General features: G+C 71.4%; 14 protein-coding genes and 1 riboswitch. Of the genes, 8 read left to right on the plus strand and 6 right to left on the minus strand.

Annotated features, from left to right (window positions below; genetic code table 11):
* Window positions 1–3: 3 nt before the first annotated feature.
* Window positions 4–198: riboswitch (cyclic di-AMP (ydaO/yuaA leader) on the minus strand.
* 358 nt (window positions 199–556) lie between these two features.
* Complete coding sequence (locus OHT51_RS36260) at window positions 557–865, minus strand: hypothetical protein (protein ID WP_328883119.1); 309 nt, start codon at window positions 863–865, stop codon at window positions 557–559.
* 7 nt (window positions 866–872) lie between these two features.
* Window positions 873–1,508: an ATP-dependent Clp protease proteolytic subunit gene (locus OHT51_RS36265; RefSeq protein ID WP_328883120.1), complete on the minus strand. Its 636-nt coding sequence runs from the start codon at window positions 1,506–1,508 to the stop codon at window positions 873–875.
* A 67-nt stretch (window positions 1,509–1,575) separates the two neighbouring features.
* Between OHT51_RS36265 and OHT51_RS36270 the strand changes: the two genes are divergently transcribed.
* Window positions 1,576–1,863, plus strand: coding sequence for a type II toxin-antitoxin system Phd/YefM family antitoxin (locus OHT51_RS36270; protein ID WP_328883121.1), 288 nt, complete (start codon window positions 1,576–1,578; stop codon window positions 1,861–1,863).
* 130 nt (window positions 1,864–1,993) lie between these two features.
* On the opposite strand, the gene OHT51_RS36275 is transcribed toward OHT51_RS36270, so the two are convergent.
* Window positions 1,994–3,010 carry an ABC transporter permease gene (locus OHT51_RS36275; RefSeq protein WP_328883122.1) on the minus strand — a complete coding sequence of 339 codons (1,017 nt, stop codon included), beginning with the start codon at window positions 3,008–3,010 and terminating at the stop codon, window positions 1,994–1,996.
* 107 nt (window positions 3,011–3,117) lie between these two features.
* Here OHT51_RS36275 and OHT51_RS36280 point away from each other — a divergent pair, with 107 nt between their 5' ends.
* From OHT51_RS36280 to OHT51_RS36310, 7 genes are all read left to right on the plus strand, one after another.
* Window positions 3,118–3,765, plus strand: coding sequence for a TetR/AcrR family transcriptional regulator (locus OHT51_RS36280; protein WP_328883123.1), 648 nt, complete (start codon window positions 3,118–3,120; stop codon window positions 3,763–3,765).
* Window positions 3,766–3,878: 113 nt separating this feature from the next.
* Window positions 3,879–4,181 carry an urease subunit gamma gene (locus OHT51_RS36285; RefSeq protein WP_010988499.1) on the plus strand — a complete coding sequence of 101 codons (303 nt, stop codon included), beginning with the start codon at window positions 3,879–3,881 and terminating at the stop codon, window positions 4,179–4,181.
* Window positions 4,182–4,191: 10 nt separating this feature from the next.
* Complete coding sequence (locus tag OHT51_RS36290; protein ID WP_328883124.1) at window positions 4,192–4,503, plus strand: urease subunit beta; 312 nt, start codon at window positions 4,192–4,194, stop codon at window positions 4,501–4,503.
* Window positions 4,496–6,217 (plus strand): urease subunit alpha, encoded by a 1,722-nt coding sequence (locus OHT51_RS36295; protein WP_328883125.1) that lies wholly within the window; start codon window positions 4,496–4,498, stop codon window positions 6,215–6,217. Before OHT51_RS36290 ends, OHT51_RS36295 begins: the two co-directional genes overlap by 8 nt.
* Before the next feature lie 72 nt (window positions 6,218–6,289).
* The gene (locus OHT51_RS36300; protein WP_328883126.1) at window positions 6,290–6,964 is read left to right on the plus strand and encodes an urease accessory protein UreF; all 675 of its coding nucleotides are present in this window, start codon (window positions 6,290–6,292) and stop codon (window positions 6,962–6,964) included.
* Between the two features lie 175 nt (window positions 6,965–7,139).
* Window positions 7,140–7,817 (plus strand): urease accessory protein UreG, encoded by a 678-nt coding sequence (gene ureG / locus OHT51_RS36305; protein ID WP_328883127.1) that lies wholly within the window; start codon window positions 7,140–7,142, stop codon window positions 7,815–7,817.
* Entirely contained in the window at window positions 7,814–8,578 is a 765-nt protein-coding gene (locus tag OHT51_RS36310) for an urease accessory protein UreD (RefSeq protein ID WP_328883128.1), read from the plus strand. The genes ureG and OHT51_RS36310 overlap by 4 nt, the downstream gene beginning before the upstream one ends.
* Window positions 8,579–8,593: 15 nt before the next feature.
* Here the strand turns inward: OHT51_RS36310 and OHT51_RS36315 are convergent, their stop codons facing one another.
* From OHT51_RS36315 to OHT51_RS36325, 3 genes are all read right to left on the minus strand, one after another.
* On the minus strand, window positions 8,594–9,328 hold the full coding sequence (locus tag OHT51_RS36315) for a lysophospholipid acyltransferase family protein (RefSeq protein ID WP_328883129.1): 735 nt from the start codon (window positions 9,326–9,328) through the stop codon (window positions 8,594–8,596).
* 323 nt (window positions 9,329–9,651) lie between these two features.
* Window positions 9,652–10,884: a PP2C family protein-serine/threonine phosphatase gene (locus tag OHT51_RS36320; protein ID WP_328883130.1), complete on the minus strand. Its 1,233-nt coding sequence runs from the start codon at window positions 10,882–10,884 to the stop codon at window positions 9,652–9,654.
* 88 nt (window positions 10,885–10,972) lie between these two features.
* Window positions 10,973–13,432, minus strand: coding sequence for a SpoIIE family protein phosphatase (locus OHT51_RS36325; RefSeq protein ID WP_328883131.1), 2,460 nt, complete (start codon window positions 13,430–13,432; stop codon window positions 10,973–10,975).
* Window positions 13,433–13,711 lie beyond the last annotated feature (279 nt).

Genomic DNA, 13,711 nt, shown 5'->3' on the forward strand with positions numbered 1-13,711 from the left:
GCGCAACCCTTCGTCAGCCGCCTGTGAAGGATGACCTGTCGGATTCGGGCTGGCGAAGTTGCCCGGCCGCACTGCTGCGGCTTCACCCCAAGGGCTGCTCGGATCGAACGAACGTCCGCTCCGGCGACCCGTCTTGCTCGGGTCCTCCACTCCTGCCGATCCACTCCTGTCGACCGGTCATCCAGGCGGCGGCAGGACTCGGCGTCCGCCCGGACCGCCCCGCCGCTGCGGCGGGGGCTTGTCGTCAGACAGGGATCTTGGTGCACGGATGAGCGAAATACCCAGCGGAACCGGTGATTTGTGGTGTTAGTCACCACTCACCCGTTCGGGTGGGTACCCGTGTGTTCGAGAGGGTGTCCAGAGGGTGAAGGCGTCCCGGACCAGCGATGGAGCGCCTTGTTCCGCCTTGGACTCATGCCCGATGCGCAACCCTGACGGGCCCGCAAAAGGAGCCACGGCTACGCCGAAAGGGGGTACGCCGTTTGGTCCGTTTCAGCCTTGGTCCGGACGCCTCGTCAGTGGGATCGAGACGTCCGGGACCGTCCTGTACACGTCGTCAACTGTCGGAGCGCGGCGGCAGCGTGACGCGAGCCGTGCGGCGCTCCCCGTCCAGCACACGCAGCGCACGCGCGAGCGTGGGAGCGTGCAGCTCCGTCTCGCCCCGCTGGTGCATCAGCGCCAGCGCGTCCCGCAGCTCGGCCGCCTTGCGGACGAGCGCCTGGGCGGCACGCAGTCCGCGGTAGGTGTCGCCGTCCTGCGCCGGGTTGATCCGGCCGAGCAGGTCCACCACATCGAGATAACGGTCGATCAACTCGCCCTCCGCACGGGTCAGCGCGGGCAGCGGCGGCAACTCGGGTGGCAGCACCGGCCGATCACCGCCCCGTGGGTGGCGCGAGGGTCGCCTTGCGGCTGGGGATGATCCGGTCCACCAGTCCGTACTCCAGCGCCTCCTGGGCGTTCAGGATCTTGTCCCGCTCGATGTCCTTGGACACCTGCTCGCGGCTGCGCCCGGTGTGCCGGGCGAGCATCTCCTCCAGGCGGGCCCGAATCCGCGTCAGTTCGTCGGCCTGGATGGCCAGATCGCTGGCCTGGCCCTCGACCGGCTCGGGCAGCCCCGGCTGATGGATCACCACCCGGGCCCCGGGCAGGGCGAACCGCTTCCCCGGCGTGCCCGCGGCGAGCAGTACCGCGCCGGACGCGCCGGCCTGGCCCAGGCAGATCGTCTCCACGTCGCAGGTGACGTACTGCATCGTGTCGTAGATCGCCGACATCGAGCTGAACGAGCCGCCGGGCGAATTGATGTACAGCGAGATGTCCTGGTCGGGGTCCCTGTGCTCCAGATACATGAACTGGGCCATCACGTCGTTCGCCGAGATGTCTTCGATCTGCGTGCCGAGAAAGACGATCCGCTCCTCCAGCAGCTTCGAGTACGGATCCTGCGTCCTGGTGCCTGAACTCGTGCGCTCGGTGAACTCGGGCAGTACATAGCGGGCTGACGGTCGGGTCATGGCTCACGCTCCCTTGCCGGGTGCCTGTAAAAAATGTACAGGACGTACATGACGTAATGTAGGGAGCATGGCCTACGAGATTCCGGTGACGCAAGCCAGGGCTGAGCTCGCCGAACTGATCAATCGCGTGGTGTACGGCGGTGAGCGCGTCGTCGTGACGCGCCACGGAAAGCCCCTCGTCGCCCTTGTCTCCGCCTCTGACCTCGAACGACTGGAGAAACTCGGGGAGCCGGCGGAGCTCACCGAGGAGCAGGTGATCAGCGCGGTCTCCAGCGTCCGCGAGGTCGCGTCCGCTCCCCGCGAACGACAGCGCTTCGGTATCGCCGCGGAGCACCGCGGGTCGAGCCCCTCGTAGGGCCGACGCCTCTCCGGACGCCGAGCCGGCGTTCGGACTTCCCTCTGCCGCGCCCCGGAATGACAGGACCGTGCACCCCCGTCCGCTACAGCGGGGGTGCACGGTCGGTTCGGTGGGGCCGGACGGCCGCTCAGCCGACGGGGGCGAGCTCCCTCTCGGCCGCGGGTTCGGTGCTCGGCGTGCGGGACCTCAGGGCGTTCCCGAGCAGTACGGCGCCCAGTCCCAGTGCGGCCCACCAGGTCAGCGTCATGGCGGGACCGATCGCCGCCGCGCCGTCGAAGAAGGACACCGAGCGCAGCAGGGTCGTGCCCGCGCCCGGCGGCAGCCACTGGCCGATGACGCCGACCGGCTCGGGCAGCATCTGCGGCGCCGAGGCCGCCCCGGAGAAGGGGTTGCCGAGGAACATCACCGTGAACGACACGATGCCGATGCCCGCGTTGCCGATCAGCGCGGCGAGCCCGGCGACGGCCGCACTCACGGCCAGCGTCGTCAGCGCGAACACCCCTGCCTCCGCCCACCAGGCGCCGGTGAGGATCCCCAGCCAGCTGTGCGCGAGCGTGGCCGCGACCACGCCGATCAGGACGGCGGCGCCGGTAAGGGCGCTCACGGCCCGGATGCCGCGCAGCCCGAGCAGGGTCACCGCGGCTCCCGCCGCCATGCCGGCCAGGGCGAGCGGCAGGACGCTCGCGCCGAGGGCCGCACCGCGCGGGTCGTTGTCGGGTGTGGGGACGACGTCGACGGCCTTGACCTGGGTGCCCTCGGCGGCGGCCTGTTGGGTCACGGCCTGTTGCAGCAGCTGGGCGACCGCCGGGCTCGCCGCTGACGCGGTGAGCAGTTCGGGGCCCTGGGGGGTCACGACGACAGCGCCGTATACGGTCCGGTCCTCGATCGCGTCCCGGGCGGCGGACGCGTCCGCGTAGCGGTGGATCTCGAACGCGCCGTCGTGCCGGCCGAGTTCCTTCTCCACCTGGGCCGTGGCGGCGGTCGGTCCGGCCACCCCGAGCGGCAGGTCGCGGGGAGCGGTGCGGGCGGCGGGCCAGGCGAAGGCCCAGAGGGCGAGGGCGGCGAGGACGGGGACGAGGACGACGACCGCGATCAGGCGCCTGGGTGCGGCGGACCTGGGCGGCGTAGCGGACGGGGTGGGCATGGGGGTCTCCCGGCTAAAAAGAAGGATCGTTCGTTTTTGATGACGCTCCCACCGTCCTGCCGATGCCGCTCCTTGTCAAGAAGGAATGTTCGTTTTATTTTGTGACCATGGCCCGCGTATCCCAGCAACACCTCGACGCCCGCCGCCGGCAGATCCTCGACGGCGCCGCGATCTGCTTCGCCCGCAACGGCTTCCACGCCACGTCCATGCAGGACGTGCTGAAGGAGGTCGACCTCTCGGCGGGGGCGGTCTACCGCTACTTCAGCGGCAAGGAGGCGCTGATCGCCGCGATCGTCGCCGAGGTGCTCGGGTCGGTCCGCGGGGCCTTCGAGGAGGCGGCCCGGCAGAGCCCGCCCCCGCCGCCGGACGAACTGGTCGCCTCGGTCCTCGGCAGGACCCTCGCCGCCCGGGAGTCCCTGGTCGTCGACGGCAGGCCCGCGTTTCCGCGGCTGGTCATCCAGGTGTGGACGGAGACACTGCGCAACGAGGAACTGGCGGCGATCCTGCGGGAGGGCTACGGCTCGGTGCGCACGGCCTGGGCTCGGATCGTCGAGGGCTACCAGGAGGCCGGAATGATGCGGGCCGACGCGGAGCCGGACCATGTGGCCCGCACGATGATCGCCGCGGTCCTGGGATTCATCGCCCAGCAGTCCCTCTTCGGGCCCGCCCCCGTCGACGTACTCCGGGACGGGCTGCGGGCACTGATGAGCATGCGGGACGACCACGGGACGACCGATGGATCACAGCTTGGTTAACGTGCCCGAAACTCGGTCCAACTAGCCTGCCGATCCACGCCACCTGGCACTTTGCCCCGTGGCTGCGGCAACCGGACCCCGCACGGTCCGGAGCGAGGACTGTGAGGTGGGACGTGCAACTGACCCCGCACGAGCAAGAGCGGCTGCTCATCCACGTGGCGGCCGACGTCGCCGAGAAGCGCAGGGCCCGCGGGCTGAAGCTCAACCACCCCGAGGCGGTGGCCCTCATCACCTCGCACATCCTCGAGGGCGCCCGCGACGGCCGTACGGTCGCCGAGCTCATGTCCTCCGGACGCAAGCTGCTCACGCGGGACGACGTCATGGAGGGCATCCCCGAGATGATCCACGACGTCCAGGTCGAGGCGACCTTCCCGGACGGCACCAAGCTCGTGACCGTCCACGACCCGATCGTGTGAGGGGGCCTCGATGATCCCCGGAGAGATCCTGTTCGCCGATGGCCCGATCGCGTACAACGAGGGCCGTGAGGTCACCCTGCTGACCGTCCTCAACGCCGCCGACCGGCCCGTCCAGGTCGGCTCCCACTACCACTTCGCCGAGGCCAACCCCGGTCTGGAGTTCGACCGCGCCGCGGCCCGCGGCAAGCGGCTCAACGTCGCCGCCGGCACCGCCGTGCGCTTCGAACCCGGCATCCCCGTCGACGTCGAACTCGTCCCGCTCACCGGCGCCCGCGTGGTGCCCGGCCTGCGCGGGGAGACCGGAGGTGCCCTCGATGCCTGAGATCTCCCGTGCCGCGTACGCCGACCTGTTCGGCCCGACGACCGGTGACCGCATCCGGCTCGCCGACACCGATCTGCTGGTCGAGATCGAGGAGGACCGTTCCGGCGGTCCCGGACTCGCCGGTGACGAGGCGGTGTTCGGCGGCGGCAAGGTCATCCGCGAGTCCATGGGCCAGTCGCGGGCCACCCGCGCGGAGGGCACCCCGGACACCGTCATCACCGGCGTCGTGATCATCGACCACTGGGGCATCGTCAAGGCCGACCTCGGTATCCGCGACGGCCGGATCACCGGCATCGGCAAGGCGGGCAACCCCGACACGATGGACGGGGTGCACCCGGACCTCGTCATCGGCCCCGAGACCGAGATCATCGCGGGCAACGGGCGGATCCTGACGGCCGGCGCCATCGACGCGCACGTCCACTTCATCTGCCCGCAGATCGCCGACGAGGCTCTCGCGTCGGGGATCACGACCCTGATCGGCGGCGGTACCGGACCGGCCGAGGGCTCCAAGGCGACCACCGTGACACCCGGCCCGTGGCATCTGGCCCGGATGCTGGAGGCGATGGAGGGCCACCCCGTCAACTTCGGCCTGCTGGGCAAGGGCAACACCGTCTCCCACGAGGCGATGCTGTCCCAGATCCGCGGTGGCGCGCTCGGCCTGAAGCTGCACGAGGACTGGGGCACCACCCCGGCCGTCATCGACGCCTCGCTGACCGTCGCCGACCGGACCGGCATCCAGGTCGCCATCCACACGGACACGTTGAACGAGGCCGGCTTCGTCGGTGACACGCTGGCCGCCATCGCCGGCCGGGGCATCCACGCGTACCACACCGAGGGCGCGGGCGGCGGGCACGCGCCGGACATCATGACCGTCGTCTCCGAGCCGCACGTGCTGCCGAGCTCGACGAACCCGACCCGCCCGTTCACCGTCAACACCGCCGAGGAACACCTCGACATGCTGATGGTGTGCCACCACCTCAATGCGGCGGTGCCGGAGGACCTCGCCTTCGCCGAGTCCCGGATCCGGCCGTCGACCATCGGGGCGGAGGACATACTGCACGACCTCGGCGCGATCTCGATCATCTCGTCCGACTCGCAGGCCATGGGGCGGGTGGGCGAGGTCGTCATGCGGACCTGGCAGACCGCCCATGTGATGAAGCGGCGGCGGGGCGCGCTGCCGGGGGACGGGCGGGCCGACAACCTGCGGGCGCGGCGGTACGTGGCCAAGTACACGATCAACCCGGCACTCGCACAGGGCCTCGGCCGCGAGATCGGCTCCGTGGAGACCGGCAAGCTCGCCGACCTGGTCCTGTGGGAACCGGCGTTCTTCGGGGTCAAGCCCCAACTCGTCATCAAGGGCGGGCAGATCGCATACGCGCAGATGGGCGACGCCAACGCCTCCATCCCGACGCCGCAGCCGATCCTGCCCCGCCCGATGTTCGGTGCGATCGGACGGGCGCCGGCGTCGAACTCGGTCAACTTCGTCGCCCCGCTCGCGATCGAGGACGGGCTGCCGGAGCGGCTCCAGCTCGGGAAGCGGTTCGTGGCCATCGACTCGACGCGTGGGGTCACCAAGGCCGACATGCGGGAGAACGACGCGCGGCCGGAGGTGCGGGTCGATCCCGACAGCTTCGCCGTGCACATCGACGGGGAGCTGGTGGAGGCCACGGCCGCCGCCGAACTGCCCATGGCTCAGCGGTACTTCCTGTTCTGAGGGTCGGGTTCTGAAAGTCGGGTTCTGAGGGTCGGGTTCTGAGGTTCTTCGGGTTCTGATGGTTGGGTTCTTATGTCACGAGCTGCACTCCTCCTCCTTGCCGACGGCCGCTTTCCCGCCGGGGGCCACGCGCACTCCGGCGGGGCCGAGGCGGCCGTCAAGGCGGGGCGGATCACCGGGGCCGCGAGCCTGGAGGACTTCTGCCGGGGGCGGTTGCACACGGCGGGACTGGTCGCGGGCTCACTCGCCGCGGCGGCGGCGCTCGGGGGTGATGCGGTGGCCCTGGACGCTGCGGCCGACGCCCGTACGCCGTCGCCTGCATTGCGGCTCGCAGCCCGGAAGCTGGGGCGGCAGTTGATGCGGGCCGCTCGGGCCACTTGGCCGTCCGGGGAGCTGGATGAGCTGGCTCGGCGGTTTCCCAAGGGGGCTCATCAGCCGGTTGTGCTGGGGGTTGTGGCTCGGGCCGCGGGGCTGGGGGCCGTGGAGGCGGCTTACTGCGCGGCCTACGAGTGTGTGAGTGGGCCGGCGAGTGCGACGGTGCGGTTGCTGAGTCTTGATCCCTTTGACGCTACGGGGGTGCTGGCTCGGTTGGCGCCTGAGGTGGACCGGGTGGTGGATCGGGCGGTGGAGGCGGGGCGGTGTGTTGTGGAGGGCGGGGTGGATGCGGTGCCTGCGGCTTCTGCTCCGCTGTTGGAGGTGGGGGCTGAGGTGCATGCGGGTTGGGGCGTGCGGTTGTTTGCGTCCTGAGTGGGCTTCGCCCCCGCCGCCCCTTCCCTTCCCGACCTGGGGGCTGCCGCCCCCAGACCCCCGCTGTCGGCCTGAACGGCCTCGTCCTCAAACGCCGGACGGGCTGAAATGCCAGGACCGGCGCTGAGGAGCCAAGCCTCAAAGCTGAGAAGCCAAGCCTAAAAGGAGATGCCCCATGCACCTCGACCACTCCCACCCCGGCCCCTCCGCCGTCAGTGCCGACGCCCACCGTCCCGACGGGTCGCGGCGTGCCCTGCGGATCGGGCTCGGTGGGCCCGTGGGGTCCGGGAAGACGGCCACTGTTGCCGCGCTCTGCCGTGCTCTGCGTGACGAGCTGGCCCTGGCCGTTGTCACGAACGACATCTACACGCGCGAGGATGCCGAGTTTCTGTTGCGGGAGGCCGTACTGCCGCCGGAGCGGATCACCGCGGTGGAGACGGGGGCCTGTCCGCACACCGCGATCAGGGACGACATCTCCGCGAACCTCGAAGCCGTCGAGGATCTGGAGGACGCGGTCGGGCCGCTTCAGCTCATTCTCGTGGAGTCCGGTGGGGACAACCTCACCGCCACCTTCTCCAAGGGGCTCGTCGACGCGCAGATCTTCGTGATCGATGTCGCCGGTGGGGACGACATTCCGCGCAAGGGCGGGCCGGGGGTGACGACCGCCGATCTGCTCGTCGTCAACAAGACCGACCTCGCGCCGTACGTCGGCTCCGACCTGGCGCGGATGGCGGCCGACGCCAAGGCGCAGCGGGCCGAACTGCCGGTCGTGTTCCAGTCGCTGAGGAGCGAGCCCGGGGTGAAGGACGTCGCCGACTGGGTGCGGGCGCAGTTCGTGGCGTGGACGGCATGACGGCCACCACCGGTGGGGTGCGGGCACGTGCGCGGATCGTCGCCCGGGACGACGGGCGGGGCGGCACCTCGTTGCCCGTGCTCGACGGCGACGGGCCCCTGGCGCTCCGGCGGACGCGGGGCAGCGGCGCCGAGGCGCGGGTCGTGCTCGTCGGGGCGATGAGCGGGCCGCTCGGGGGTGATCGGTTCGCCATTGAGGCCGACGTGGAGGCCGGCGCCCGGCTGCGCGTCGGGTCCGCGGCGGCCACCATCGCGCTGCCGGGACAGAGCAAGGGCGAGGCCCGTTACGACGTACGGCTGTCCGTGGCCGACGGGGGTGAACTGCAGTGGCTGCCCGAGCAGTTGATCTCCGCCCGGGGGAGTGACCTGTGTGTGACCACCCGCGTCGATGTCGGCGCGACCGGTCGGCTCGTGCTGCGTGAGGAGCAGGTGCTCGGGCGGGCGGGGGAGGAGCCCGGGCGGCTCGGGAGCCGGATCCGGGTGAGTGTTGCCGGGCGGATCGTTCTTGATCAGGAGCTTGCCTGCGGGCCTGGCGCGCCAGGTGGGTGGGACGGGCCCGCAGGGCTCGGTGGGTGCCGGGCGGTCGGTCAACTCGTGGTCGTACGGCCGGAGTTCGCGCAGACCCCGGTGGTGGCTCGGGTGCTGGGGGAGAACGCTGCTGTCATGCCCCTCGCCGGTCCCGCCGCCCTGGTGAGTGCCGTGGCGGCGGACGCGTTGCGGCTGCGCCGGGTGCTCGACGAGGCGCTCGACCGGCTCGGCTGAGTACCCCGGGGCGCGTCAGCTTATGGGCAGCCGCGGCAGCTTGCGGTCCTTCCCCGCCTTGGCCTTGGCTGCGGCTTCCTGCTCCGCCTTGGCGACGGCCGCGTACTGGTCGACGTACTCCTGCTCGGACAGCGCCAGGATGGCGTACATGATCTCGTCGGTCACGGCGCGCAGGATCGCCTTCTCGTTCTCCATGCCCTCGTACCGGGAGAAGTCGAGGGGCTCGCCGAAGCGGATCTTCACCGGGTGGACGTTCGGGATGACCTTGCCGGGCGGCTGCGCCTCGAAGGTGCCGATCATCGCGCAGGGGATGACCGGGACGCGTGCCTTGAGCGCCATCACCGCGACCCCGACCTTGCCCTTGTAGAGCCGGCCGTCGTGCGAGCGGGTGCCCTCCGGGTAGATGCCGAGGAGTTCGTCCTTGGTCAGGACCCCGAGTCCTTCGCGGATCGCGGCCTGGCCCGCCTCCTTACCGGTGCGGTCGACCGGGATCTGGCCGGCGCTGCGGAAGAAGGCCGCGGTCAGACGGCCCTTGATGCCGGGGCCCGTGAAGTACTCCTTCTTCGCGAGGAAGGTGATGCGCCGCTTGAGTATCGCCGGCATCAGGAAGTGGTCGGAGAACGACAGGTGGTTGCCCGCGACGATGGCCGCACCCGTGGCCGGTACGTGTTCGAGGCCCTCTATTCGGGGCCGGAAGGCCAGTCTCAGCAGAGGTCCCAACAGCACGTATTTCAGTACGTAGTAGAACAAGGGGGGCGCTCCTCACTCCGGCGGATCAGCTTGGGCCGCCGCGTTCTGGCAGGTCAACCAGCGTGCCGTGGGGCTGCCAGTGTAGGCGCAGGGGTGACAGGCCGGAACCGGGCAGGAACGGGCGGATACCGGCCGACGAAGACCGTTCTGAGTGGATGTCAGGTAGTGGGCGGGCGGCGGGGTTTGCGGGTGGGGAGGACCGCGGGACCAGCCTGGTGTCCGGGGTCGGTGTGCGGCAACTCGATGGCGGGGTTTGGCGTGATCACGATTGCCGCGTGGCAGGTGGCCCGCCCTTGCGGGGAGTCGTCGGGTCTGCTCGTTCATCACAGCCGCACGATGACGAGCGCCGTGTCGTCCGTCGCGCCCCCGGGCGGCAGCAGCTCCAGCAGGACGGAGTCGGCGAGGGCCTCGGGGGCGGAGGTGCGATGGCGCACGAGCGCGTCGGCGAGACGGGCCAGGCCCGTGTCGATGTCCTCGCGGCGGCGCTCGATCAGGCCGTCGGTGTACAGCGCGAGCGTGGCACCGTCGGAGTAGGTGGTGACGGCCTGGGGCCTCGGCTTCGGGTCGGGGCGGGCGTCCAGGGGCGGATCCGTGGCCAGGTCCAGGAACTCCACCCGGCCGTCGGCGTGCACCAGAACCGGCGGCGGATGGCCGGCGCTGCTGTACGTGATGGTGCGGGCGTCGAAGTCGATGAACGTCGTGACCGCGGTGGCCGACTCGGCGCCGTCGACGACATGGGCGTACCGCCCCAGCACGTCGAGCGCCTGCGCCGGGCCGTCGGCGACCCGTGAGGTGGCGCTGAGCGCGCTGCGCAGCTGCCCCATCACGCCGGCCGCCTCCAGGCCGTGGCCGACCACGTCGCCCACGGAGACGCCGATGCGGTTGCCGCCCACCAGGTCGATCAGGTCGTACCAGTCGCCGCACACGTTCAGCGCGCCCATCGCGGGCCGGTAGCGCACGGCGGCCCGGTGGTTGCCCACCTGCCGGCGGGCCGGCAGCATCGCCTCCTGCAGGGCCAGCGCCACCTCGCGTTCGCGGGCGTGGGACTGCCGCAGCCGTTCGTTGAGCTCCTGCAGTTCCCGGGCGCGGGTGTACAGCTCGGCCTCCAGGACTCTCACCCGGCTGTCACCGCTCGTGCCGCCGCGCAGGCGGATGAGTTCGGTGACCTCCTCGACCCGGTGTGCGACGAAGGCCACCTGCCCGTCGGGGCCGAAGACGGGTGCGTTGATCGGGCTCCAGTAGCGCTCCTCCCAGTGGCCGGGCAGGGAGGCGTCCTCGACGTCGTAGCGCTGCAGCGCCATCGTGTCGCGCTCGCCGGTGGCCACCACGCGCAGCATCGACGCCCGGACGTCGCGCATGCCGGTGGCGGCGGGGTCGTTGGGGTTGTCGGGGAAGACGTCGAAGATGTACCGGCCCACCAGCTCTGCGCGGGCGCGCCCGGACAGGCGCTGGAAGTCCTCGTTGGCGTCGGCGTAGACCAGCTCCGGGGTCAGCAGGGCCACCATTCCGGGCAGGCCCTGGAACACCGCCTCGTAGTCGATCGGCTTCTCGTTCATAGCTCCCGCCTCACCCCCGGGATCACACCAGTTTCCCATGCTGTGCGTGGTATGCGTCGATGTATTACATCTGTCGAGTTTCTTCAGTTCAAGGCGACGGATCCGTCAGTGACTGCTCGGCCCAGATGATCTTCCCGTCGGGAACGAAGCGCGTGCCCCAGCGCTGTGTGACCTGGGAGACCAGCAGTAGCCCGCGGCCGCCCTCGTCCGTCGTGCGCGGATGGCGCAGATGCGGGGCCGTGGCGCCGCCGTCGAAGACCTCGCAGACCAGAGCGCGCTCCTTGATCAGACGCAGCCGGATGGGGCCGTCGGAGTACCGGATCGCGTTGGTGACCAGTTCGCTGACGACCAGCTCCGTCGTGAAGACCAGCTCCTCCAGGCCCCACTCCGACAGCATCCGGGAGGCCGTCTTGCGGGCGTCCGCGACGGCGGCGGGGTCGGAGGGCAGATCCCAGTCGGCGACCTGCTCGGCGCCCAGCAGGCGGGTGCGGGCCATCAGCAGGGCCACGTCGTCGTGCGGACGGTCCGGCGTCAGGGCGTCGACCACGGTCCGGCAGAGCAGTTCGACCGAGGGCGCGCGCTGCTCCAGCGCCTGCCGCAGCCGGTCCCGGTCGGCGTCCACGGCCCAGTCATCCCCGCGCGCCAGCAGCCCGTCGGTGTGCAGCGCGAGCGTGCTGCCCTCCCCCAGGGCCAGCTCGACCGACTCGAAGGGGGGGCCGCCCACGCCCAGCGGCGGGCCCTGCGGAAGATCGACGAAGGCCACGCTGCCGTCGGGCATGACGACGGCGGGCGCCGGATGGCCCGCGGCCGCCATGGTGCACTGCCCGTCGACCGGGTCGTAGACGACATACACGCACCCGGACCCCACGGACTGGGCGACGGCGGCCTCTCCCTCGCTCGTCTGGACGCCCTCCTCGCGGGCCGACCTCGCGACCAGGTCGTCGAGATGGGCCAGCACCTCCTCGGGCGGCAGATCCAGCAGGGCGAGGGTGCGTACGGCGGTCCGCAGCCGCCCCATCGCCGCGGCGGCGTTGATGCCGTGGCCCGGCACCTCGCCCACCACCAGGGCGACGCGGGCCCCCGACAGCGGGATGACGTCGTACCAGTCGCCGCCGAGGCCGGTCAGCTCGTCGGCGGGCCGGTAGCAGGCGGACACCTCCAGTGCGTCCTGGTCGGGCAGGACGTGCGGCAGCAGGCTGCGCTGCAGGACCAGCGCCGCGTCGCGTTCGCGCGTGTAGCGCCGGGCGTTGTCGACACACACGGCCGCCCGTGAGACGAGGTCCTCGGCCAGGTTCAGGTCGTCCTCCTCGAAGGCCTCCTGGCGACGGCGCCGGAAGAAGGAGGTGACGCCGAGGGTGACGCCCCGCGCGCGGATCGGCACGATCATCACGCTGTGCAGGCCCAGTTCGACGAAGATGGCGGCTTCTCCGCCGCGCGCGTGCTCGGTCCACGCCTCACCGAGCGGATCGAGTCTCTCCTCGCGCCAGGACTTGGCCGTCCTGAGGGAGCGGATGGGCGGCGAGCCCGCCGGATAGGTGACCAGGTCGCCGATGCCCACGACGGCCTCCGGCACCTGCTCGGTGACCGAACGATGCCCCGCGCGGCGCAGCGTCACCGGCTCCGTGTCGCCGAACGGCCCGGCGGCGGGCTCGCCGCCCCGCAGCACCGACTCCAGCAGGTCCACGGTGACGAGATCGGCCAGGCCCGGTACGGCCACGTCCGCCAGCTCCTGGGCGGTGCGGTTGATGTCCAGGGTCCGGCCGATGTGCTCACCGGCCCGGTCCAGCAGGGCCAGGCGCTGGCGGGCCTGGTGCCGGTCGGAGATGTCCTCCACCGTGTAGTACACGCCCATGGGGTGGCCGTGGCCGTCGTCGAGCCGGGTGAACGACATCATGTGCGCGGTCTCGCGCAGCGGCGCGGAACGGGCGTGGCCCACGTGCTCGTAGCCGACGATGGGTTCGCCGGTCGTCAGGGCACGGCGCATCTGCGCCTCGATGGACTCGGAGTCCAGTCCGGGCTGTATGTCGGCGAGCCGCAGCCCGAGCCGGCGGCTGGGCGGGCCGCCTCCGTACTGGGCGAGGGCAGCGTTCGACCAGACGTAGCGCAGGTCCGTGTCGACGATCGCTATCCCGACGGGGGAGCGGGCGACCATCTGCTCCAGCACCGCCCGGCTCATGTCCCAGCCGGGTGCCTCGTCCAGCTCCGACAGGAGGGCGAGCCACCGCGAGGGGCTCTCGGTGTCGAGGGCCGCGGTGATCCGCACCATGATCCCGGCCGCCCGTCCGTCCCCGCGCAGACCCGTCAGCAACCCCACCCACCCGCCGTCCGCGCGGCACCGCTCCATCACCTCCGGCACCCGCGCCGCGTCCTCGGCGCTCAGCAGCTCGGCGACGTTCCGCCCCACCGCCTCGTCGGCCTCGTACGCCAGCAGCCGCTGTGCCTCCCTGGTCCACCCCGTCACCCGACCCTGCGCATCGAGCAGCACAGGCGCGGCGTCCGCCACGTCGAACCACTGCCGGGCAACGCCCCGCTCCTCGTGTGTGCCCACGGCCGACCTCTCTGTCGCTTAGAGCGGTCTACCACCTCTTGTCCCCATCTTCACCCTTCCGGTGGGCGTTGCCTCTTTGCGGGGACCGGGTGGGGGCGAGGTGGGGCCGGTTGGCGGGGGCCGCGTGCCGGTGCCTGTGCCGGTGTTGAGGCACGTGCGCGGCGGCGCCCCTGGATCGGAACCCCGGGGGCCCGGGCGGGCTGCCAGCAGTCCTGCCCCCCTTCGGGAACCGGGCTGCCGGGCCGGGTGGGGTCGGTTGGCGGGAGCCGCGTCAGGTGC

Origin of the sequence: Streptomyces sp. NBC_00299 (assembly GCF_036173045.1) — a bacterium.
In the GTDB taxonomy this organism is placed as follows: domain Bacteria; phylum Actinomycetota; class Actinomycetes; order Streptomycetales; family Streptomycetaceae; genus Streptomyces; species Streptomyces machairae.